The sequence below is a fragment of the Sphingomonas sp. MMS24-J13 genome (assembly GCF_044905095.1).
Taxonomy (GTDB): domain Bacteria; phylum Pseudomonadota; class Alphaproteobacteria; order Sphingomonadales; family Sphingomonadaceae; genus Sphingomonas_I.
Window position 1 is genome coordinate 969,690 of record NZ_CP173258.1, and the last position, 20,516, is coordinate 990,205.

The 20,516-nt window shown below is 65.8% G+C and carries 19 protein-coding genes; 14 read left to right on the plus strand and 5 right to left on the minus strand.

What is annotated here, in order from left to right; all coding sequences use genetic code 11:
• The first annotated feature begins 4 nt into the window (after positions 1-4).
• The 6 genes from AB4Z44_RS04640 to AB4Z44_RS04665 all read left to right on the plus strand — a co-directional run bounded on the left by AB4Z44_RS04640 (position 5) and on the right by AB4Z44_RS04665 (position 5,431).
• A complete protein-coding gene (locus AB4Z44_RS04640; protein ID WP_404712898.1) occupies positions 5-841 on the plus strand; it encodes an amidohydrolase family protein in 837 nt (278 codons plus the stop codon).
• Positions 842-969: 128 nt separating this feature from the next.
• Entirely contained in the window at positions 970-1,920 is a 951-nt protein-coding gene (locus tag AB4Z44_RS04645) for a helix-turn-helix domain-containing protein (protein ID WP_404712899.1), read from the plus strand.
• 263 nt (positions 1,921-2,183) lie between these two features.
• Positions 2,184-2,642, plus strand: coding sequence for a nuclear transport factor 2 family protein (locus AB4Z44_RS04650; RefSeq protein ID WP_404712900.1), 459 nt, complete (start codon positions 2,184-2,186; stop codon positions 2,640-2,642).
• A gap of 19 nt (positions 2,643-2,661) precedes the next feature.
• A complete protein-coding gene (locus AB4Z44_RS04655) occupies positions 2,662-4,131 on the plus strand; it encodes an NAD-dependent succinate-semialdehyde dehydrogenase (protein ID WP_404712901.1) in 1,470 nt (489 codons plus the stop codon).
• Positions 4,132-4,136: 5 nt separating this feature from the next.
• Positions 4,137-5,072: a 3-keto-5-aminohexanoate cleavage protein gene (locus tag AB4Z44_RS04660; RefSeq protein ID WP_404712902.1), complete on the plus strand. Its 936-nt coding sequence runs from the start codon at positions 4,137-4,139 to the stop codon at positions 5,070-5,072.
• A 59-nt stretch (positions 5,073-5,131) separates the two neighbouring features.
• Entirely contained in the window at positions 5,132-5,431 is a 300-nt protein-coding gene (locus AB4Z44_RS04665; protein ID WP_404712903.1) for a GIY-YIG nuclease family protein, read from the plus strand.
• A 57-nt stretch (positions 5,432-5,488) separates the two neighbouring features.
• Here the strand turns inward: AB4Z44_RS04665 and AB4Z44_RS04670 are convergent, their stop codons facing one another.
• On the minus strand, positions 5,489-6,019 hold the full coding sequence (locus AB4Z44_RS04670; protein WP_404712904.1) for a gamma carbonic anhydrase family protein: 531 nt from the start codon (positions 6,017-6,019) through the stop codon (positions 5,489-5,491).
• Between the two features lie 319 nt (positions 6,020-6,338).
• Here AB4Z44_RS04670 and AB4Z44_RS04675 point away from each other — a divergent pair, with 319 nt between their 5' ends.
• The 4 genes from AB4Z44_RS04675 to AB4Z44_RS04690 all read left to right on the plus strand — a co-directional run bounded on the left by AB4Z44_RS04675 (position 6,339) and on the right by AB4Z44_RS04690 (position 10,524).
• Complete coding sequence (locus AB4Z44_RS04675; protein WP_404712905.1) at positions 6,339-8,234, plus strand: DUF47 domain-containing protein; 1,896 nt, start codon at positions 6,339-6,341, stop codon at positions 8,232-8,234.
• On the plus strand, positions 8,227-9,507 hold the full coding sequence (locus tag AB4Z44_RS04680; RefSeq protein WP_404712906.1) for a PEP/pyruvate-binding domain-containing protein: 1,281 nt from the start codon (positions 8,227-8,229) through the stop codon (positions 9,505-9,507). The genes AB4Z44_RS04675 and AB4Z44_RS04680 overlap by 8 nt, the downstream gene beginning before the upstream one ends.
• Entirely contained in the window at positions 9,504-9,812 is a 309-nt protein-coding gene (locus tag AB4Z44_RS04685) for a PEP-utilizing enzyme (protein WP_404712907.1), read from the plus strand. Before AB4Z44_RS04680 ends, AB4Z44_RS04685 begins: the two co-directional genes overlap by 4 nt.
• A 127-nt stretch (positions 9,813-9,939) precedes the next feature.
• Positions 9,940-10,524, plus strand: coding sequence for an NADPH-dependent FMN reductase (locus tag AB4Z44_RS04690; protein WP_404712908.1), 585 nt, complete (start codon positions 9,940-9,942; stop codon positions 10,522-10,524).
• 144 nt (positions 10,525-10,668) lie between these two features.
• Here the strand turns inward: AB4Z44_RS04690 and cysN are convergent, their stop codons facing one another.
• On the minus strand, positions 10,669-12,585 hold the full coding sequence (gene cysN / locus AB4Z44_RS04695) for a sulfate adenylyltransferase subunit CysN (RefSeq protein ID WP_404712909.1): 1,917 nt from the start codon (positions 12,583-12,585) through the stop codon (positions 10,669-10,671).
• Complete coding sequence (gene cysD / locus AB4Z44_RS04700) at positions 12,585-13,490, minus strand: sulfate adenylyltransferase subunit CysD (protein ID WP_404712910.1); 906 nt, start codon at positions 13,488-13,490, stop codon at positions 12,585-12,587. The genes cysN and cysD overlap by 1 nt, the downstream gene beginning before the upstream one ends.
• A 141-nt stretch (positions 13,491-13,631) precedes the next feature.
• Between cysD and cysQ the strand changes: the two genes are divergently transcribed.
• From cysQ to AB4Z44_RS04715, 3 genes are all read left to right on the plus strand, one after another.
• Positions 13,632-14,471 carry a 3'(2'),5'-bisphosphate nucleotidase CysQ gene (gene cysQ / locus AB4Z44_RS04705; protein WP_404712911.1) on the plus strand — a complete coding sequence of 280 codons (840 nt, stop codon included), beginning with the start codon at positions 13,632-13,634 and terminating at the stop codon, positions 14,469-14,471.
• Entirely contained in the window at positions 14,468-15,367 is a 900-nt protein-coding gene (locus AB4Z44_RS04710; RefSeq protein WP_404712912.1) for an ROK family protein, read from the plus strand. Before cysQ ends, AB4Z44_RS04710 begins: the two co-directional genes overlap by 4 nt.
• Positions 15,368-15,464: 97 nt before the next feature.
• The gene (locus AB4Z44_RS04715; protein ID WP_404712913.1) at positions 15,465-17,633 is read left to right on the plus strand and encodes a histidine kinase dimerization/phosphoacceptor domain -containing protein; all 2,169 of its coding nucleotides are present in this window, start codon (positions 15,465-15,467) and stop codon (positions 17,631-17,633) included.
• Here AB4Z44_RS04715 and AB4Z44_RS04720 read toward each other — a convergent pair.
• Both AB4Z44_RS04720 and AB4Z44_RS04725 read right to left on the minus strand, forming a co-directional pair.
• Positions 17,630-18,136: a biliverdin-producing heme oxygenase gene (locus tag AB4Z44_RS04720; RefSeq protein ID WP_404712914.1), complete on the minus strand. Its 507-nt coding sequence runs from the start codon at positions 18,134-18,136 to the stop codon at positions 17,630-17,632. The two genes, AB4Z44_RS04715 and AB4Z44_RS04720, sit on opposite strands and share 4 nt — an antisense overlap.
• Before the next feature lie 67 nt (positions 18,137-18,203).
• Positions 18,204-18,701 carry a nuclear transport factor 2 family protein gene (locus tag AB4Z44_RS04725; RefSeq protein ID WP_404712915.1) on the minus strand — a complete coding sequence of 166 codons (498 nt, stop codon included), beginning with the start codon at positions 18,699-18,701 and terminating at the stop codon, positions 18,204-18,206.
• Between the two features lie 118 nt (positions 18,702-18,819).
• On the opposite strand from AB4Z44_RS04725, the gene AB4Z44_RS04730 reads away from it, so the two are divergent.
• On the plus strand, positions 18,820-20,442 hold the full coding sequence (locus tag AB4Z44_RS04730; protein ID WP_404712916.1) for a GMC family oxidoreductase: 1,623 nt from the start codon (positions 18,820-18,822) through the stop codon (positions 20,440-20,442).
• Positions 20,443-20,516 lie beyond the last annotated feature (74 nt).

Here is a 20,516-nt window from a genome sequence, read left to right on the forward strand (position 1 = left end):
CGAGATGAGCGGCGATGCGCCCATCGTGGATTGTCACGCGCATATCTTCCAGGCCGATCTGCCGCTGAGCGATCGCGCCTGGAACCGGCCCTCCTATGGCTTTTCGGCGCGCCAGTATCTCGATCTGCTCGATGCGCACGGCGTCCATTTCGGGATCGTCGCCGGGATCAGCATCTCGGGCTATTATAACGATTACATGATCGATGAGCTGCGGGTGAATCCGCGGCTGCGCGGCACCGCGATCCTGCCGCCGACGACCGATCGCTACACGCTCGATCGGATGAAGGCGGACGGCGTCGTCGGCGTACGCCTCCAGCTCGCGCGCTCGAAGGAGTTGCCCGATCTTTCGACCGAGGATTATCGCCTCTTCCTGCGTCGCATCGCCGATCTCGACTGGCACGTCCATGTCGCGGTCGAGGGCGATCGGCTGGAGCCGGTCGTCGCGCAACTGGCGGCGAGCGGGGTCAAGATCGTGATCGACCATTTCGGCCATCCCGATCCGGCGCTGGCCGAGAAGTGCCCCGGCCTGGCCGTAACCCTGCGCTCGGTCGAGAAAGGGCGCACCTGGGTCAAGATGTCGGGCGATTATCGCCTGCACGACCTGATGGGCGAGGGGGCGCCGCTCGAGCCGAGCGGAGAGGCGCTGGCCGATCGGGTCGCGCCGATCCTGCTGGCCGAAGTCGGGCCCGAACGCCTGCTGTGGGGCAGCGACGCGCCGTTCGTCGGGCATGAGGATCGCACGAGTTTCGCCGCCGCGCTCGCGGCGTTCGAACGCTGGGTGCCCGATGCCGGTCAGCGCCGGCAAATCTCGCGGACCGCACTCAAGCTCTATTTCTCGTGATCGGGCGGATGGGCAGCGCCGGGCTTGCCAAGCGCCTGGATTTCGCGACACATTGATGCACGGACACCCGTCCGGACTGGAGAGCCGGCAGACCAATTGCCGGCCCGGCGTCGAGAGAGGAGGGGACGATGGAAACCTATAGCACCGCGGGGCTGCCGCACCGGGCACGGGCGGCCGCCTGGAACGAGCTTTACTCGCGGCGTCTCGCGCATGTCGATTTCACGCCGGCCAATCAGGACAGCTTCAACGCCGAATTGCGGCTGAGCAGCCTCGGCCCGATCGGGTTCGCGCGCATGACCGCCGATCGCACCAGCATCGCCCGCACCACGCGCCATATCGGCCGTACCTCGGGCCGGCTCTATTCGTTCATGCTCCAGTCGCGCGGCAGCGGCGTGTTCGCGCATTGCGGGCATGAGGCGGTGCTGCACCAAGGCGACTTCACCTTGTGCGACAGCACCGCGCCGCATTCCTACCTGATCGACGATGCGTCCGAAGTCGTGATGCTGCGCGTCCCGGCCGACGTGTTGCGCGCCTACCTCCCGTCGCCCGAGCAATTCTGCGGCCGCCGCCTGTCCGCCGCCGAAGGGATAGCCGGCACCGCCGCGACGATGGTTGCGAGCCTGTGCCGCCAGGTCGAGACCGGCTTCGATCCCGAATATGAAAATCGCGTCGCGCGCCACCTGCTCGACGTGATGGCGACGACCTACACCATGGCGTTCGATCGTCTCGCGACCGGATCGGCGGTGGTGTCGGGCCGCCATGCGCGGGTGAAGCGCTATATCGAGGAGAATCTGCGCGATCCCGCGCTCAGCCCCTGCTCGATCGCCGAAGGGCTCAAGATGTCCTCGCGCTACCTGCGGATGATCTTCGCGATCAGCAACGAGACGATCTCGGCCTACATCCTGCGCCGCCGGCTGGAGGAATGCGCCAAGCAGATCCGCGACGCCGATTGGCGCGGCCACACGATCACCGAGATCGCCTTCGGCTGGGGCTTCAACAGCGCCGCGCACTTCGCGCGCAGCTTCCGCGAGCGTTATGGGATCGCGCCGCGGGATTATCGCAGGATGGCGCCGGACTAAAAATTCCTCCCCTGCTTTTGCAGGGGAGGGGGACCGCTCGTAGAGCGGTGGAGGGGCGGCGGTCGCAGACCGCCGTCTTCGACGGCGGCCCCTCCACCATCCTTCGTATGGTCCCCCTCCCCGAGAAATCTCGGGGAGGAATTTCAATTTCCCTTTCCGTTGGACACAACGCTCCCTGCCCTTGCGGACAAGTCACACACCCACCCCATGGGCATGGTCGCCCCCGACGGCCGGGATGGTCGCCCCACATCAAGGGAAATCAGATGGACGACGCCGACCTCCTGGCGCTCAACGCGACGCTGGCGCTTCAGCTCGCCAATTACTGGCACGAGATCGATACGAACGGCGGCCGCAACGCATCGGACTATTATACCGACGATGCGGTGTTCCATGGCCAGTTCGCCTCCTACGAGGGCAAGGCCAAGATCCAGCAATTCTACGACTGGCGGGTCGCGCAGGGGCCACGGCTGGCGGTACATGCCTTCACCAATTTTCGCGCCTGGTTCACCGGCCCGGACAGCGCGGAATCGACCAATTACCTGTTCCTCTACGCCGCCAATGGCGTGAAGCCGCTGCCGACCCATCCGCCGATCACGATCAGCATGGCGACCGACAAATTCGTGCGGGTGGACGGCAAATGGCTGTGCACCTATCGCCGGTTCGAGCATCTGTTCGAGGGTGATACGCCGATCACCAATCCGAACCTCGACGACGACAAGTAAGGCTTGAGAGGACGTATCGATGGCTTCGGTTGCGACCATGCGCGGACATCTGACCAACAGCAGCCTGTTGCGATCGGACGTCCTGATCGACGGCAAGTGGAAGGGCGCCGCGTCGGGCGCGAAGATCGACGTTGAGGATCCCTTCACCGGGCAGATCGTCGGCAGCATTCCCTCGCTGGCGGCGGACGAGGTCCATGGCGCGATCGCCGCGGCCGAGACCGCGTTCATCCCCTGGTCGCGCGAGATGAACCGGCATCGCGGCGCCTTGCTGCGGCGCTGGTACGAACTGGTGATGGCCAATCAGGAGGACCTCGCCCGCCTGATCACGCTCGAGAACGGCAAGCCGCTCAAGGAAGCGCGCGCCGAGATCGCTTATGGCGCCGCCTTCATCGAATATTATGCCGACGAGGCCGGCCGCATCTTCGGCGAGACGATCCCGCCGCTCGTGCCGGGGCGGCAATTGCTGGTCGAGCGCGAGCCGGTCGGCGTGTGTGCCGCGATCACGCCGTGGAACTTCCCGATGGCGATGCTGACCCGCAAGATTGCGCCCGCGCTGGCGGCCGGCTGCACGATGCTTATCAAGCCCGCCAGCCAGACGCCTTTGTCGGCGCTGGCCTTGCTGGTGCTGGCCGAGGAAGCGGGCATTCCGGCGGGCGTGCTCAACATCGTCACCGGCAAGGCGAGCATGATCGGCGATATCCTCACCGCCTCGCCGGTGATCCGCAAGATCAGCTTCACCGGATCGACCGAGATCGGCGCGCAGTTGATGGCCAAATCGGCGCCGACGATCAAACGCCTGTCGCTCGAACTCGGCGGCAATGCGCCTTTGCTGATCTTCGACGATGCCGATATCGATCTCGCGATCGAGACCGCGATGGTCGCCAAGTTCCGCAATTCGGGGCAGAGTTGCGTCGCGGCCAACCGCATCTACGTGCAGCGCGGCATCCACGACACGTTCGTCAAGGCGTTCGGCGACAGGGTCCGCGCGATGTCGCTCGGCGACGGCTTCGATCCGGCAACCGACATCGGCCCGCTGATCGACGAGGCCGGGGTCGCCAAGGTCGACGAGCATCTGGAGGATGCGCTGAGCCATGGCGCCGAGATCGTCGCCGGCGGCAAGAGCCAGGGCGGGCATATGTCGCCGCCGACCCTGGTTTCGGGCGTCTCGTCCAAAGCGGCGCTGACGCGCGAGGAAACGTTCGGGCCGCTCGCCGGCGTGATCCAGTTCGAGACGATCGACGAGGGCATCAGGCTCGCCAACGACACGCCGTTCGGCCTTGCGGCCTACTTCTGCTCGTCGAGCCCGGCGACGATCGCCAAGGCGAGCCGCGGGATCGAGAGCGGGATGGTCGGCATCAATACCGGCCTGATCTCGACCGCGGTAGTGCCGTTCGGCGGGGTCAAGATGTCGGGACTCGGGCGCGAGGGTTCGCGCTACGGGCTCGATGAGTATCTCAACATGAAATATATCTGCCACGCGGGGCTCTGACGATCATGCGCACCGCGAACAAGGTCATCATCACCTGCGCGCCGACGGGATCGATCCACACCCCGTCGATGTCGCCCCATTTGCCGATCACGCCCAACGAGATCGCCGAAGCCGCGATCGGAGCGGCGGAGGCGGGGGCGTCGATCCTGCACCTCCACGCGCGCAACCCGGTCGACGGCTCCCCCAGCCCGGCGGTCGAGCATTTCATGGAATTCCTGCCGCGCATCAAGCAATCGACCGACGCGGTGATCAACATCTCGACCGGCGGCAGCGCCACGATGACGCTCGACGAGCGGATCGCGGCGGCCAAGGCGGTCAAGCCCGAAGTCTGCTCGCTCAACATGGGCCCGCTGATCTTCGACTTCAGCGGTGCCGGCGCGCGCGTCGAGACATGGCAGCATCCGTGGGAAAAGACCTACGTCGAAACCTCGCGCGATCGCATCATGTACAATTCGAACAGCTATATCGAACGGATCATGGTCGAGGTCGGGCAGGAGCTTGGCACCCGCTTTGAATTCGAATGCTACGATATCGGGCATCTCTACACGCTGGCGCATTTCGTCGATCGCGGGCTGGTGAAGCCGCCCTTCCTGATCCAGGGGGTGTTCGGCATTCTGGGCGGCATCGGCGCCGATCCGCGCAACCTCGCGCATATGGTGACGATCGCCGACGGTCTGTTCGGCAGCGATTACTACCTCTCGGCCTTCGCCGCCGGACGGAACCAGATCCCGTTCTGCACCCAGAGCGCCCTGCTCGGCGGCAATGTGCGCGTCGGGCTGGAGGACAGCCTGTTCATCGGGCGCGGGCAATTGGCCCAGAGCAATGCCGACCAGGTGCGCAAGATCCGGACGATCCTGGAAGAGCTTGGGCGGGAGATCGCCACGCCGGATGAGGCGCGGGCGATGCTGGAACTGAAGGGCGCCGACGCGGTCGGGTTCTAGCCTCTACTTCTCGTCATCCCGGGCTTGACCCGGGATCCCGCTTCTTATTCTCTCTACAGATGGAGGATGATCGACACGGCGGATGGGTCTACATCATGGCCGATCGTTATCGCGGAGCGATGTACGTGGGCGTAACCTCCAATCTGCCGTCACGCGTTGATCAGCATCGAAGAGGCGCCGGGTCCGATTTTTGCCGCCGCTACGGTCTCGATCGGCTGGTTTGGGCCGAACATGCGCCGTCGATCACCGAGTGTATCGCCCACGAGAAACGTCTGAAGCGCTGGCGACGCGAATGGAAATTTGAGTTGGTCGAACGCGGCAATCCAGACTGGCGCGATCTTTACGATCAACTCGTTTGACCAGAAAGAAGCGGGATCCCGGGTCAAGCCCGGGATGACGGCGGAGGGGCGCACCGCTCAATCCACCCGCTTGAGCCCGTCCGCAAACGCCTTGCTCCGTTCGACATAATGATCCGCTGAATGCGTGATCCCGGCAATCTGCTCGGGCGTCAGCTCGCGCACCGCGCGCGCCGGCGCGCCGACGATGAGGCTGCCGGGCGGGAAGGTCTTGTTTTCGGTCACGAGCGCGCCCGCGCCGACGAGGCAATTTTCGGGGATCACCGCATTGTTGAGGATGGTCGCGCCCATGCCGATCAGGACATTGTCGCCGATCGTGCAACCGTGGAGGATCGCATGGTGGCCGACGGTTACCGACGTGCCGATCGTCAGCGGACTGCCCGGATCGGAATGGAGCATCGATCCCTCCTGCACGTTCGAGCGCGCCCCGATCGCGATCGGCGTATTGTCGGCACGGATGACGACCCCGAACCAGACGCTCGTATCCGCCGCCAGCCGGGCATCCCCGATCACGTCGGCCGACGGCGCGATCCAGGCGGATCCGTCGGCGGGCAGGGTCGGGCGCTGCCCGGAAATTTCGTAGACCGGCATCGGCTAAATCCCTTTCATGGCCCTCGGCGATACGCCCTTATGCTCTGGAGTCGAGGTGGAACCCAATGGTCCTGACCGATCGCCGCTCCAGACCTTTCAGGCATGGGGAACGGCTTGTCACAAAACTTGTCGAATCCAACTGATAGACATTGCCCCGTTCAACCGCACGGGACAGCAGCCAAACACCCGGCAGCATCCACTGGCGCCGGTGCCCAATCGCGTGCCGAAGATACCGGGATATGTGCGGCAGTCCCGCTGATGCGGCGGGCGGCCGATCAGCGGTCATCGGGGCCGACGCGGCCGAGATTGGGTGAAGCAGATGAAGTCGGCGATTCTGGAAGCGATTGGTGAAAGCGAACTGCAATCCACGGCCTCGCTCAACGCCGCACTGGCAGCGAACGATCGGGTCAAATATGCTTTCTCGTTGCTGCAGTTGGCGCTCGCCCACGCCGAACATCCGGAGCAGCCCGCGCCGACGCTCAAGCAGGAGCGCATCGCCTGCGGAATAGACGATCCCGAGCTCGACACGGTGGCGGCCGGAGCGCGCATGGTCGCCGACCGCTGCCACATCGCGGGCGCTGCGCGGATCATCGCGCGGATCAGGGACGACATGGGCACGATGGCGGCCCCCGTGCGCGCTGCCGATCCCGAGGGGCTGTCCGCGCGGCTGGATAAATTGCTTGATGCCCTTCCCGCGGCCGCCGACGACCAACTCGATCCCAGGGCGATCCTCGAGATGACCCAGGCACGGCCCGATCGAGGCGACAGCCTGCATGGCCTCGTGATGGACCTGCACAAGCGCCTCAATGCCCTGCAGGCCACGCTCGCCGAAGAGGTGATCGACGGCGCCGCCGCCTATGGCCTGGCGGAGGCAGACCGGCCTTCGGTGATGGCTTTCATGAACGGGCTCAACCGGACGGCAAAGCTCAAATTCGCGCATCCGGGCCTCGGCACCACGGCCACCCGCGTGGGCGACCGGCTCGTGATCCAGAACGACATCGGGACCACCGACGCACATGTCATCGTGATCCATGTGCAGGGAAACGCGGTCAGCGTCACCTATACCGACGTGCATCCCGAACGGCTCGCTTTCTTCCGGGACATGCTCAAGCCCCACAACGTGTCCTGGGAGGAGGGGCGCACCGCCGTCCTGGCCGGCGGGACGCCTTTCTATCTGGCGACCGGGCGTCTCGACGCGCCGGATGCGGAGAATTGCCGAACCTATCTCGAATTCCTCGGCTCGCGCCTCGTGTTCCTGATCGACTGGAACCGCGCGCGCAAACAGCTGCGGGGATTCCTGCGCGGGCCGGATCGACTGAGCCTGCTCGGCTGGGCGGCCGAAGCAGAGGTCGGCCACCGCGGCTTCCTCGAGCTTGGCGGCGCGCAACTGGTCAATCGGGCGATAGAGGCCGCCGCGGGATCGTCGATGCACTTCGGCGACCGGCTATGCGTCGTGCTCGGGGATGGCGAGGCGCTGGATTTCCTCCGGTTCACCTTCCAAGCGGCGACCGAGGGGCTTTTGTCGGGCCAGTCGCAGCGCTTGATTCACGACCGGGTCCGGGCGAATCTCGCAGCGCATTTCAGCAATGAGGAACGGCGGCTGCTCGGCCTCGCCGCCGATCATGCCGGGCTGATCTTCGAAATAGCCAGCCTGGTGGGCGAAGGGTTGCAGGCGGAAAGCGATGGATCGGAAAAGCGCGCCAAACGGGCGCGGCGGTTCGAGCATGACGCGGATCAGATCGTCGTCGAAATGCGCGAGGCGGTGCGCCGCCGGCCCGATTATGCGGTGTTCCTGCCGTTGCTCCAGGTCGCCGACGATTCGGCGGATGCACTGGAGGAGGCGGCCTTCCTGCTCGATCTGGACGGGCTGCAGGGTGAACCGCGCGAAGCCTTGCGGATCCTCGCCGATCTGCTGACCGAGGCGTCGCAGGAATGGATCAAGGCATTGGGCCACGCTTCCCAGATCGGGCGCGCAGCGAGCGCCGCCGAGACCGAGGACTTTCTTGCTGCGATCGATCGGATCGCGGCGCTGGAGCATCAAGCCGACGACGCGCAGCGCGGCCTGGCGTCGAGTGCCTTCAGACAGGCGAAGGATTTCCGGCAGTTGCACCTGCTCACCGCGATCGGCGGAAAGATCGAGGCGGCCGCCGACGCGTTGAAGCATGCCAGCCTCATCCTGCGCGAACATGTGCTCGAAGACGTCATCGATGGCTGAGATCTATCCGATCCTCGCCGGCGCGGCGGCGCCCGAAGGCGGTGCCGGGGAAGTCGGCGCCAAGGCCTGGAACCTCATACGCATGGTGCAGCGAGGTCTGCCCGTGCCCCCCGCGTTCGTGCTGCCGACCCACTGGTGCGGGCGGATCAAGTCGGCCGGGGAGCCCGCGTTGCGCCGCATGCTGGACGACGGCGTGGCCGAACTGGAGCGGGCAACCGGCCTGGGCTTCGGCGCGGCGCGACGCCCCTTGCTCGTCTCGGTACGGTCGGGCGCCGCAGTGTCGATGCCGGGGATGATGGAGACCGTGCTCGACGTGGGCCTGAACGCGGAGTCGGTCGAGGGCCTGATCCGGTCGACGGGCAATCCCCGGCTCGCCTGGGATAGTTACCGGCGGTTGGTGCAGGGCTATGCCGAGGTGGTCGCAAACCTCCCGGTCGCGCCGTTCGACGCCCTGATGATGGAGGCGCTGAAACGATCGGAAGCCGATAGCGAGCGGGAACTCGATCATCGCAGCCTGCGGACGCTCACCTTCGCGATGCTGGAGTGCTTCCGCTCGCAGGCCGGCGCGGATTTTCCGTCCGATCCGCGCGAACAGCTCGCGGGCGCCGCCGCGGCGGTGTTCCGCTCCTGGTATTCGCCCAAGGCAGAGAGCTATCGCCGACTGAACGGGATTGACGATGAAGCCGGCACCGCCGTCACCGTGCAGACGATGGTCTACGGCAATGCGGGGGGCGCGTCGGGGGCGGGTGTCGCCTTCACCCGCAATCCGGCCACCGGCGCGCGGGAATTGTATTTCGATTTCCAGTTCAACGGACAGGGGGAGGATGTGGTCGCCGGACGACACCGCCTGACCGACAATGACCGTTTGCGCCTGGCGCTGCCTGCCGTCTGGACGCGACTGGCCGGCGTCGGCCAGGAACTGGAGTCGCTGTTTGGCGATGCACAGGATTTCGAGTTCACCGTTCAATCCGGAACGCTGTTTCTCCTCCAGGCGCGGCGCGCCAAACGCACCGATTGGGCGGCACTGACGATCGCTGCGGATATGGTCGAGGAGGGCCTGCTCGAACCGGCCGAAGCGCTCGCGCGGCTCGACGGGATCGATGTCGATGCCGTGGTACGGACCCGCTTCGAGCCTCCGCTCCCCCACCTTTGGCCGTGGCCCTGGTGGCGGGGATGGGGGTCGCGAGTGGCGTGGTGGCGTTGGACGTCGACGCCACGAAGCGATTTTCCGAGGCCGGAACCCCTGCGATCCTCGTGCGAAAGGATACGGTGACGACCGATATCGAGGGTATGGCGCTGGCGGCGGGCATCCTGACCGGCTCGGGCGGGCGTACCTCCCATGCCGCGGTGGTCGCCCGCCAGTTGGGCAAGGTTTGCCTTGTCGCCTGCCCGGGGTTGGAAATCGATATGGCCCTGCGGCAGTGTCGGATTGGCGAGGCGGTGCTGAAGGAGGGCGTTCCGATATCGCTGAACGGCGATACGGGGGAGGTCTATCCGGGCCATTTGGCGCAACTCACCGAGCGCCCGGAAAAGGCACTCGCGGCGATTGCCGGCTGGCGCCGCGCTGCCGCAGTTTAAAGCCGCACGGTTGGCCCAGGGCCGTCAAGGATATGTTCGAACGGTGGCAGACAAAGTTTAGCCATATACTTAGCACCCTATCGTTCGCCGGTTGCGCGAGCCGACCGCCATCGGCTAGGCCGGCTGCATGAGCGATTTCTCTCCCCTGATCCTCGGCATCGGCGGCACCGCGCGGCCGAATTCCTCCAGCGAACGGTCGGTGCGGGTCGCACTGGCCGCGGCCGAGAAAATGGGCGCGCGGACGATCCTGATCGATGGTCCGCATCTCGCACGCCTGCCGCTCTACGCGCCCGATCGCGTCGAGCGGACCGATGACGAGGCTGCGTTGGTGGAGGCGGCGCGGTCGTGCCACGGCATCATCGTCGCGACGCCGGGTTATCATGGCAGCCTGTCGGGCCCGATCAAGAATGCGCTCGATCTGCTCGAGGATACGTCGCGCGACGCGCGCACCTATCTCGATGGGTGCGCCTTCGGTGCGATCGTGACCGCATTCGGCTGGATGGCGTGCGGCACGACGATGGTGACCCTGCGCTCGATCGCGCATGCGCTGCGGGCGTGGCCGACGCCTTATGGCGCGGCGCTCAACGCCTCGACGCCGTTGTTCGAGAGCGACGGGAGCTGCATCGACAGCAAGGTCGAGGGCCAGCTCGCGATCGTCGCGCAGCAGGTGGTGGACTTCGCCCGCTGGCGCCATGCGGGTTTGAGTTCCTAAATCCTCCCGGAACGGGGAGGGGGACCATGCGCAGCATGGTGGAGGGGGCCCACCTCACCACCAGCTTTTGCTCGGAGGTGGGCCCCCTCCACCACGCCGCTGCGCGTCGCGGTCCCCCTCCCCGTGCCGGGGAGGATTTTTTAGCTACCGATCCAGCAGATATTCCACGATCAGCTCGGCCGCCTGATCGGGGGTCATCCGCGCCGTATCGATATGGATCTCGGGCTTCTCCGGCGCCTCATAAGGGGAATCGATCCCCGTGAAGTTCTTGAGCTTGCCGCTGCGCGCCTTGGCATAGAGCCCCTTCACGTCGCGCTTCTCGGCCTCGGCCAGCGACGTATCGACGAACACCTCGATGAACTCGCCCGCCGGCAGCATCTGTCGCACCATCTCGCGCTCCGCCCGGAATGGCGAGATGAACGCGGTGACGACGATAAGGCCGGCGTCGGTCATCAGCTTCGCCACCTCGCCGACACGGCGGATATTCTCGACGCGGTCGGCATCGGTGAAGCCCAGATCCTTGTTGAGCCCGTGGCGGACATTGTCGCCGTCGAGCAGGAAGGTATGGCGGTTCATCCGCGCCAGCTTGCGCTCAACCATATTCGCGATGGTCGATTTGCCTGCGCCCGACAGGCCGGTGAACCACAGCACAGCCGGTTTCTGCCGCATCAGTTCGGCATGGCGCTCGCGCGTCACGTCGCTCGCCTGCCAGTGGACGTTCTGGGCGCGGCGCAGCGAGAAATGGATCATCCCCGCCGCCACGGTGGCGTTGGTGAACTTATCGATCAGGATGAAGCCGCCGAGATCGCGATTGTCGGCATAGGATTCGAACACCAATTGCCGGTCGACCGACAGGTTGGCGACGCCGATTGCGTTCAGTTCCAGTGTCTTCGCCGCCAGATGCTCCATCGTGTTGACGTTGACCTGATATTTGGGCGCCTGGATGTTGGCGGTGACGGTCTGCGTGCCGAGCTTGAGCCAGTAGGGCCGGCCGGGCAGCATCTCCTCGTCCGCCATCCACACGATCGTCGCCTCGAACTGGTCGGCGGCCTGCGGCGGGTTGCCGGCGATCGCGATGACGTCGCCGCGCGAGCAATCGACTTCGTCGGCAAGGCAGATCGTGACCGACTGGCCCGCGACGCCCTCGTCGAGATCGCCGTCGGCGGTGACGATGCGGGTGACGGTCGATTGCTTCGCGCTCGGCAGCACCCGGATCGCGTCGCCCGGCTTGATCGTGCCGCTCGCGATCAGGCCGGAGAAGCCGCGGAAGTCGAGGTTCGGGCGGTTGACCCACTGCACCGGCATGCGGAACGGTTTCGCGCGATCGGCATCGGCGTCGATCTCGACCGTCTCCAGATGCTCCATCAGGGTCGGCCCCTGATACCAGGGCGTCTTGTCCGAACGCAGCGAGATATTGTCGCCCATGAAGCCCGAGATCGGCATGGCGGTGAAGCCGGTGATGCCGATCGAGGTGGCGAACGCCTGATAATCGGCGACGATCGCGTCATACTTCGCCTGATCATAATCGATCAGGTCCATCTTGTTCACCGCCAGCACCAAATTCTTGATGCCGATCAGGTGCGCCAGATAGCTATGCCGCCGCGTCTGGACGAGAACGCCCTTGCGCGCGTCGATCAGGATCACCGCCAGATCGGCGGTCGAGGCGCCGGTCACCATGTTGCGGGTATATTGTTCGTGGCCGGGCGTATCGGCGACGATGAACTTGCGCTTGTCGGTCGCGAAGAAGCGATAGGCGACGTCGATCGTGATGCCCTGCTCGCGCTCGGCGGCGAGACCGTCGACCAGAAGCGCGAAGTCGATATTCTGCCCCTGCGTGCCGACCCGCTTCGAATCCGCCTCGAGCGCGGCGAGCTGATCCTCGAAGATCATCTTCGAATCGTAGAGCAGCCGCCCGATCAAGGTGGACTTGCCGTCGTCGACCGAGCCGCAGGTGATGAAGCGCAGCAGGCTCTTATGCTGATGCCGGTCGAGATAGGCGTCGATATCCTCGGCGATGAGGCTGTCGGCTTGGTAGGAGCTTTCCTGAAGCACGTCCGACATCAGAAATAGCCCTCCTGCTTCTTCTTCTCCATGCTGGCGTCGCCGGCATCCTTGTCGATCGCGCGGCCCTGCCGTTCGGAGGTGGTGGTGAGCAGCATCTCCTGGATCACCTCGGGCAAAGTCTTCGCCTCGCTCTCGACCGCGCCGGTGAGCGGGTAGCAGCCGAGCGTGCGGAAGCGGATCGAGCGCGTCACCGGCTCTTCGCCGGGCTTGAGACGGAAGCGGTCGTCGTCGACCATCAGCATCAGCCCGTCGCGCATCACGGTCGGCCGCGGGGCCGAGAAATAGAGCGGCACGATCTCGATGTCCTCGAGATGGATGTACTGCCAGATGTCGAGTTCGGTCCAGTTCGAGATCGGGAAGACCCGGATCGATTCGCCCTTCGCCTTCTTCGCATTGTAGAGGTGCCACAATTCGGGCCGCTGGTTCTTGGGATCCCAGCGATGGTTGGCCGAGCGGAACGAGAAGATGCGCTCCTTGGCGCGGCTCTTCTCCTCGTCGCGGCGGGCGCCGCCGAAGGCGGCATCGAACCCATGGAGGTCGAGCGCCTGCTTCAGCCCCTCGGTCTTCCACATGTCGGTGTGGAGCGGGCCATGATCGAACGGATTGATCCCGCGCTCCTTGGCTTCGGGATTCTGGTAGACCAGCAATTCCATGCCCGCGTCGCGCGCCGCCTTGTCGCGCAGATCGTACATCGCCTTGAATTTCCACGTCGTGTCGACGTGGAGCAAAGGGAAGGGCGGGGGCGAGGGGTAGAAGGCCTTCTTCGCCAGATGGAGCATCACGGCCGAATCCTTGCCGACCGAATAGAGCATCACCGGCTTTTCGGTCTCGGCGACGACTTCGCGCAGGATGTGGATGCTTTCGGCTTCGAGCCGCTGAAGGTGCGTGAGCGATGCAGTCATATGAGCGCTTCCAATACGATCGGCCGCCGTATGTCGCACCAGAAACTCTTTCATTCGGCAAAGCCTCATATGGGGTGCTGTCCCAAAGGATAGGTTTTGTGGGTTCCGGCGCGCGTCGATCCTGGGCTACACGGCTGGGCCATGACCGATAAGAAAAGCGTAGGCGATCGCGCCGGGCTGCTGCTGGCGCTGGCCGAAACCTGCGTGCGCGCCGGTGCGGCGATCATGGAGATTTACGAGACCGACTTCTCGGTCGCGCAGAAGGATGATGCCTCACCTGTAACCGAGGCCGATGCCGCGGGCGAGGCGATCATCCTCGCGGCGCTGCAGCGGCTAGCGCCCGACATCCCGGTCATCGCCGAGGAGGAGGTCTCGGCCGGCCGCATCCCCGCGACCGATGGGCAATTCTTCCTCGTCGATCCGCTCGACGGGACCAAGGAGTTCGTCCAGCGACGCGGCGATTTCACCGTCAACGTCGCGCTGATCGAGGATTTGTCCCCCAGTCTGGGCGTGGTCTATGCGCCGGTCGATCGGCGGCTCTTCGTCGGCGACGTGCTCGCCGGAAGCGCATGGAGCGCGATCGTCGATGCCGATGGCACGATCGGCCCTCGGCAGCCGATCGCGATCCGCAAGGCGCCGGCAGGAGGCATCGCCGCGGTCGCTTCGCGCTCGCATGGCAGCCCCGAGACCGAGGCCTATCTCGACCAGTTCGATGTCGCGAGCCGGGTGTCCCGCGGATCGAGCCTCAAGATCTGCATGGTCGCGGCAGGCGAGGCCGATCTCTATCCACGCCTCGCGCCGACCTGCGAATGGGATATCGCCGCGGGCGATGCGGTGCTGCGCGCGGCGGGTGGTACGCTCGAGGCGCCCGACGGCGCCCCGATGCGGTACGGCAAACCCAAATTCTTCAACGTCGGCTTCGTCGCGGCGGGTGACGTCGTAGCACCGCCGATCGCGCCTTTCCTGAAGGCACAGGGATGAGCGACGAACCCCTGATTGCGGCTATCGAAGCCGGCGGCACCAAGATGGTGCTGGGGCTCGGCACCGCCGAGGGGGGCAGTATCGTCACGGCGAGCGTGCCGACGCACGATCCGGCCACGACGATGCCCGCGATCGCGGCCTTCTTCGAGAGGGAGACGAAGGGGCGCCCAGTGTCCGCAGTGGGCATCGCCAGCTTCGGTCCGCTCGATCTCGATCCGAATTCGCCGACCCACGGCTATATCCTGCCCGCGTCGAAGGTCGCGTGGAGCAATTTCGACATGCTCGGCAGCGTGCGCAAGATGCTCGGCGGCATACCCGGCATGATCGATACCGACGTCAATGCTGCAGCGCTCGCGGAGGCGAAGATGGGCGCGGGCGAGGGAACCGGCGACCTCGCTTATGTCACGGTCGGCACCGGCATCGGCATCGGCTTGGTCGTCAACGGTGCGATGGTCCATGGTGCCAGCCATCCCGAGGGCGGGCATGTCAAACCGCGGCGTCATCCTGCGCATGGTCAGTTCGCGGGTGTCTGCCCGTTCCATCACGACTGTTTCGAGGGGCTGGCGAGCGGGCCGGCGATCATCGCCGCCTGGGGCGGCAGCCTCGCCACCCTGCCGCACGATCATGTCGCGTGGGAGGTGCAGGCGGATTATTGCGCGCAGATCGCGGCGATGCTGATCCTCACCGTTTCGCCGGTCAAGCTCGTCTTCGGCGGCGGCGTGATGAAGCAGGAGGCGCTGTTCGGCCCGCTGCGCGATCGTACCGCCGCGTTGCTGGGCGGTTATGGACGCGATACCGATCGGGCTTCGCTCGAAAGCCGGATCGTGCCGCCGGGATGCAAGGAAGCGCCCGGTCTGGTCGGGGCCTATCTGCTCGCGGAAAACGCCAAAAACTGACATTTTCATCGGTTGCCATTTCGATCGTTGCGCTATCGATTGCTACCGTTATGGATGTGACTGCGGGTATTCTCCGCATCGCGCGCGAAGGAACCGGGTGGCCGTCGAACCGGAATTTGCCGAATACCCGCTGCATCGCGGGGCGGCGGGTATTCACCTCGCGGTCTGCGATCGTGAGCCCATTCATATTCCTGGAGCGATCCAGCCGCATGGCCTGCTGTTGATCGCCGATCTCGCGACGCAGACGGTGATCGGCGGGGCGGGTGCGATCGAGGAACGGTTGACGCCCTCGTGGCTCGGGCGCCCGCTGGGGGCGCTGCTGGCGCAGCCGATCGAGAGTGCGGTCAAGCGCGCGCAGGCGACCACGATGGATGTCGTGCCGCTCGCCGCCGTGCCCGGACGGCGCGAAGCGTTCGATGCGACCCTGCATATAGCGGACAATTATATTGTCGCGGAGCTCGAGCCGCGGCCGGACGAGCCGCTGACGGCGGGGGCGATCCTGGGGAGCCTCGACCATATCGGGGCCGGTTTCGAACTGGCAGGTGATCTGCGCACCTTGTGCGACCGCGCGGCGACCGCCTTTCGCGAACTGACCGGCTTCGATCGCGTCATGATCTACCGTTTCCTCGACGACGGCACCGGCATGGTCGTGGCGGAGGATCGAGACCCTTCGCTGTCGTCGTTCCTGAACCACCGCTTCCCCGCGAGCGATATTCCGCAACAGGCGCGCCAACTCTATATCCGCAACCGGGTGCGCGTGATCCCGGACGCGCGCTACACACCGATACCGATCCGATCCGCCAAGACCGAACTCGCCGGCATCGATCTCAGCGACGCTGCGCTGCGCAGCGTGTCGCCGATCCACCTCCAATATCTTCACAATATGCGGGTGATCGCCTCGGCGTCGGTCTCGATCGTCAAGGATGGCCTGCTGTGGGGTTTGGTCGCGTGCCATCATCAGGCGCCGCGCGGGATCGCGTATGAGATACGCGCCGCCTGCCGCCTGCTCGCCGGCGGGCTGGCGCGGCAGATCCGGGCGAAGGAGGAAGCCGAACTCTATCGCGATCGCATCCGGTTGCGGCAGACCGAAGACGCTATCGTCGCGCGCTTCGACGTCGCGTCGCCGTTCGATCTCTTCTTCGAGGCCAAGGCCGAGGAATTGCGCCTGATGCTCGATGCCGATGGCTTCGCCGCCGTGCAGGGCGAGCATGTCCGATCCGCCGGAACGGTGCCCGATCCGGCCGACCTCAAGGCACTGGCACGCTGGCTCGGGCCCCGCACCGCGCTCGAGCCCTTCGCCACCGCGACGCTCGGCGAACGCTATCCCCCGGCTGCGGCCTATGCCGAAATCGCGAGCGGGTTGATGGCGGTCAGCCTCACGACCGAGGTTTCGATCCTGATGATCTGGTTCCGCGCCGAGCAGACCGAGATCGTCGAATGGGCCGGCAACCCGCACAAGGAGCGGCCGCTCGGCGCCGATGAGATATTGTCGCCGCGCTCCTCGTTCGAGGCGTGGCGCGAGGAGGTGCGCGGGCATGCGCGGCGGTGGACGATCAGCGAGCTGGAGGCAGCCAACCGGCTGCGCCATGCCTTGTTCGAGCTGCGCCAGCGCCGGCGGCTGCGTGAGCTCAATCGCGAATTGAACGCGATCATCACCGAGAAGGGGGCGCTGCTGGCGCAAAAGGATTATCTGCTCGGCGAGGCCAATCATCGCGTCCAGAACAGTCTGCAACTCGTCCAGGCCTTCCTGGCGCTGCAATCGCGTGAGGATTTGCCCGAGGTGGCGGAGCATCTGGCGGAGGCGCAGCGGCGTATCGCTGCGGTCGCCCTGGTGCATCGTCGGCTGTACCAGGCCGATCGGGTCGATGCGGTCGATCTCGCGCGCTATCTCGACGATCTGGTGGGCGACATGCGCCAGGCGATGGGTGGCGAATGGCAGGGAGCGATCACCACCGATCTGTCGCCGATCCTGGTGAGCCCCGATCGCGCGGTGAATGTCGGGCTGGTGCTGACCGAGCTCGTGATCAACGCGCAGAAGCATGCCTATCGGGGGCGGCCCGGCCCGATCGCGATCACGCTGGAGCTCTATCGCAACAAACTCCGCCTGATCGTCGCCGATCAGGGGGTGGGGGCGCGGCGCCCCGGGCAGGGTTTCGGCACGCGCATGATCGGTGCGATCGTCGACCGGCTGGATGGGGCGATCGAGCGGCTCGACAACCGGCCGGGCCTGCGCGTGATCGTGACAGCGCCCTCGGAGAACGACTAGCGCGCGGCTTGGGCGTAGAGATCGAACACCCGTTTGGCGCCGGTAATGGCGCGCGCGGTCCAGGCCGCGTCTTCGGCCGCGGCGTCCAGCGCCTGGCCGAAGGCGCGCCACTCGCCTGCGAGGTGGGTGGCGGAGAGATAGGCCCGGGGCAGATCCGCCGGCACTTGCCGCGCGAGCATTCCGCCGCCCAATCGCGAACCGTCGATCACATAGGCCATGCCGAACGCGGTGGCATGATCGGCCGGTGCGGGCAGGGGGAGGGGTTCCGGCAGCGGGATACCCAGCGCAGCCAGATCGGCGTGGATCAACGGCGTGCGCGGACGGAGCGGGGGGAGGCCGGCGATGTCGGCCAGCGCCGCCTCGACCGCCGGCAGCGCGCGCGCGTGGGCGGTCAGGAAAGCGCCGTAAGCGGCGGCGTCGGTGAGCTGGAAGCGACCGAAGGCGGCATCGACGGCCTCATGATCGGCTTTGGTGGCGGCACGGAGCCGGGCAAGTGCGGACATGATGTCGGCATGGCGGCTGCAAGCGGGGCCGTCCAGCCCCGGTGCTGCCCCATGCCGGGAGGATCCCCTACCTTTTGATGATCAGCGATTCCGGCCGCTTCCTCGGCACCCACTCGCCGAAGCCGGGGAATTTCTGCAGCACTTCGCCGTCCCACAGCCGCACGGTGCGCGTCTTGAAGCGCCATTCGCCGTCGGCACACTTGACCGCATGGTCGCTATAATAGCCGCAGAAGCGCAGCGTATAAGGCGGTTCGCCGTGGCATTCGGTGACGAAGGCGAAGCCGCGCATCGTGACCGAACCGTCGTCCTGCGGCGTGTACTGGACCTGCGTCACATGGTGCTGGCGCCCGGGAAAGCCCGGCGCGTTGGAATAATGCTTCACCAGCCCGCGGATGCCGTCATGGCCTTCCCAGATGTCGGGATCCTCGAACACCTCTTCCATCATCCGGCAATCGTCGGTGAAGCAGGCGACCAGCGCTTCGGCGTCACCCTGGTCGAGTGCCCAGCTATAGGCGGCGATCAGATCCTGCAGCGCGATGCGGTCTTCGATGGCGAGTTTGGCCATAATCCCTCTCCTGTTGGTATCCGTTGCGCAAACTGTAACGGACGTTATGATCTGCCGCAACCGATCGGGCGCGGCGAATGCGCCCGGCATGACGGAATTTTGCCGATAGGGGCGGGGCGTGGAAGAGTTCGACTATATCGTCGTCGGGGCAGGATCGGCCGGGTGCGTCGTCGCGGCGCGGCTGAGCGAGGATCCCAACGTCAAGGTGCTGTTGCTCGAGGCGGGCGGGCCGAACAAGCATCCCTACCTCAAGATGCCGCTGGGATTCCTTAAGGCGGTGGTCGATCCACGCTTCAACTGGGGCTTCCTGACCGAACCCGAGCCCGGCCTGGGCGGGCGTCAATTGCCGTTGCCGCGCGGGCGCGTGCTGGGCGGTTCCTCCTCGATCAACGGCATGTTCTACATGCGCGGCCACCCCGGCGACTATGATCAGTGGCGCCAGATGGGGGCAAGCGGCTGGGGCTTCGCCGACGTGCTGCCTTACTTCAAGCGGATGGAGAAAAGCTGGCGCGGCGAAGGCAAGTATCACGGCGCCTCCGGCCCGGTGGAGGTCAATTCGATCTCGTCGCCTTTCCTGCTTCATGAGCCACTGATGGAGGCGGCGCCCAAAGCCGGCTTCCCCACCAGCGAGGATCTGGCGGGCGACAATCCCGAAGGCTTCGCGCGCGGCGAGCAGACGATCGATGGGCGCGGCCGCCGGGTCAGCGCCGCGACCGCTTACCTCAAGCCCGCGCTCGGGCGGCCGAACCTCGAGGTCCGCACCGGCGCTCTGACGCACAAGGTGGTTTTCAACGGCAATCGCGCGGTTGGCGTCGATTACGAGATGGGCGGCGAGCGCAAGGTCGCGCGCTGCCGGCGCGAGGTGATCATCTCGGGCGGCGCGTTCAATTCGCCGCACCTGCTGATGCTGTCGGGCATCGGTCCGGCGAACGAGTTGACCGAGATGGGCATCAAGGTCGTGGCCCACAGCCCGGGCGTCGGCCGCAACCTTTCCGAACATGCCAATGTCAGCCTCGAATGGGATGCGAAACAGCCGGTCACTTTCCTGCGCCACCTGCGCTTCGACAAACTGGTGCTGTCGACCTTGCGCTGGGCGTTGCTCGGCAGCGGACCGATGGCGACCCAGCTCAACAGCTGCAACATCGTCGTGCGCACGCGGCCGGATTACGATCGGCCCGATCTGCAGGTGATGGCCAACCCGATCCGCTTCGATGCGAAGATCTGGTTTCCGGGCTTCACCGAGCGACAGAGCCACGTCTTCTGGGCGGGGCTGGTCGCGCTGCATCCGCACAGCCGCGGCTGGGTGAAGCTCAAGAGCGCCGATCCGCGCGATCTTCCAGCGGTGCAGCTCAACCTGATGACCGATCCCGCCGATCTCGCCCAGATGCGCGATGCGATCCGCGCGGTGCGGCGCATCTACCGCACCGAGCCGCAGGGCTCTCTCTTGGGTGCGGAACGGCTGCCGGGCGAGGCGGTGGAGAGCGACGATGCCCTCGACGCGTTCATCCGCGCGACCTGCTATGTCGCGATGCATCCGGTCGGCACCTGCGCGATGGGCATGGGCGCGGAATCGGTGGTGGATAGCGAACTCAAGGTGATCGGGGTGAAGGGGCTGCGCGTCGTCGATGCGTCGGTGATGCCGACCGTGCCCGGCGGCAACACCAATGCGCCGGTGATGATGGTGGGCGAGAAAGCGGCGGATCTGATCCGCGGGCGTTCGCTGCCGCGGGCTGAAATCTAGAGAGAAGCCCGTTCGTCCCGAGCGAAGTCGAGGGACGTTACGCAGCGTGTCTCGACTTCGCTCGACACGAACGG

Excerpts from the sequence above, each read along its gene's own strand:
- AB4Z44_RS04640 (WP_404712898.1), top strand. The coding sequence starts at position 5 with ATGAGCGGCGATGCGCCCATCGTGGATTGTCACGCGCATATCTTCCAG.
- AB4Z44_RS04645 (WP_404712899.1), top strand. The coding sequence starts at position 970 with ATGGAAACCTATAGCACCGCGGGGCTGCCGCACCGGGCACGGGCGGCC.
- AB4Z44_RS04650 (WP_404712900.1), top strand. The coding sequence starts at position 2,184 with ATGGACGACGCCGACCTCCTGGCGCTCAACGCGACGCTGGCGCTTCAG.
- AB4Z44_RS04655 (WP_404712901.1), top strand. The coding sequence starts at position 2,662 with ATGGCTTCGGTTGCGACCATGCGCGGACATCTGACCAACAGCAGCCTG.
- AB4Z44_RS04660 (WP_404712902.1), top strand. The coding sequence starts at position 4,137 with ATGCGCACCGCGAACAAGGTCATCATCACCTGCGCGCCGACGGGATCG.
- AB4Z44_RS04665 (WP_404712903.1), top strand. The coding sequence starts at position 5,132 with ATGGAGGATGATCGACACGGCGGATGGGTCTACATCATGGCCGATCGT.
- AB4Z44_RS04670 (WP_404712904.1), bottom strand. The coding sequence starts at position 6,019 with ATGCCGGTCTACGAAATTTCCGGGCAGCGCCCGACCCTGCCCGCCGAC.
- AB4Z44_RS04675 (WP_404712905.1), top strand. The coding sequence starts at position 6,339 with ATGAAGTCGGCGATTCTGGAAGCGATTGGTGAAAGCGAACTGCAATCC.
- AB4Z44_RS04680 (WP_404712906.1), top strand. The coding sequence starts at position 8,227 with ATGGCTGAGATCTATCCGATCCTCGCCGGCGCGGCGGCGCCCGAAGGC.
- AB4Z44_RS04690 (WP_404712908.1), top strand. The coding sequence starts at position 9,940 with ATGAGCGATTTCTCTCCCCTGATCCTCGGCATCGGCGGCACCGCGCGG.
- cysN (WP_404712909.1), bottom strand. The coding sequence starts at position 12,585 with ATGTCGGACGTGCTTCAGGAAAGCTCCTACCAAGCCGACAGCCTCATC.
- cysD (WP_404712910.1), bottom strand. The coding sequence starts at position 13,490 with ATGACTGCATCGCTCACGCACCTTCAGCGGCTCGAAGCCGAAAGCATC.
- cysQ (WP_404712911.1), top strand. The coding sequence starts at position 13,632 with ATGACCGATAAGAAAAGCGTAGGCGATCGCGCCGGGCTGCTGCTGGCG.
- AB4Z44_RS04710 (WP_404712912.1), top strand. The coding sequence starts at position 14,468 with ATGAGCGACGAACCCCTGATTGCGGCTATCGAAGCCGGCGGCACCAAG.
- AB4Z44_RS04720 (WP_404712914.1), bottom strand. The coding sequence starts at position 18,136 with ATGTCCGCACTTGCCCGGCTCCGTGCCGCCACCAAAGCCGATCATGAG.
- AB4Z44_RS04725 (WP_404712915.1), bottom strand. The coding sequence starts at position 18,701 with ATGGCCAAACTCGCCATCGAAGACCGCATCGCGCTGCAGGATCTGATC.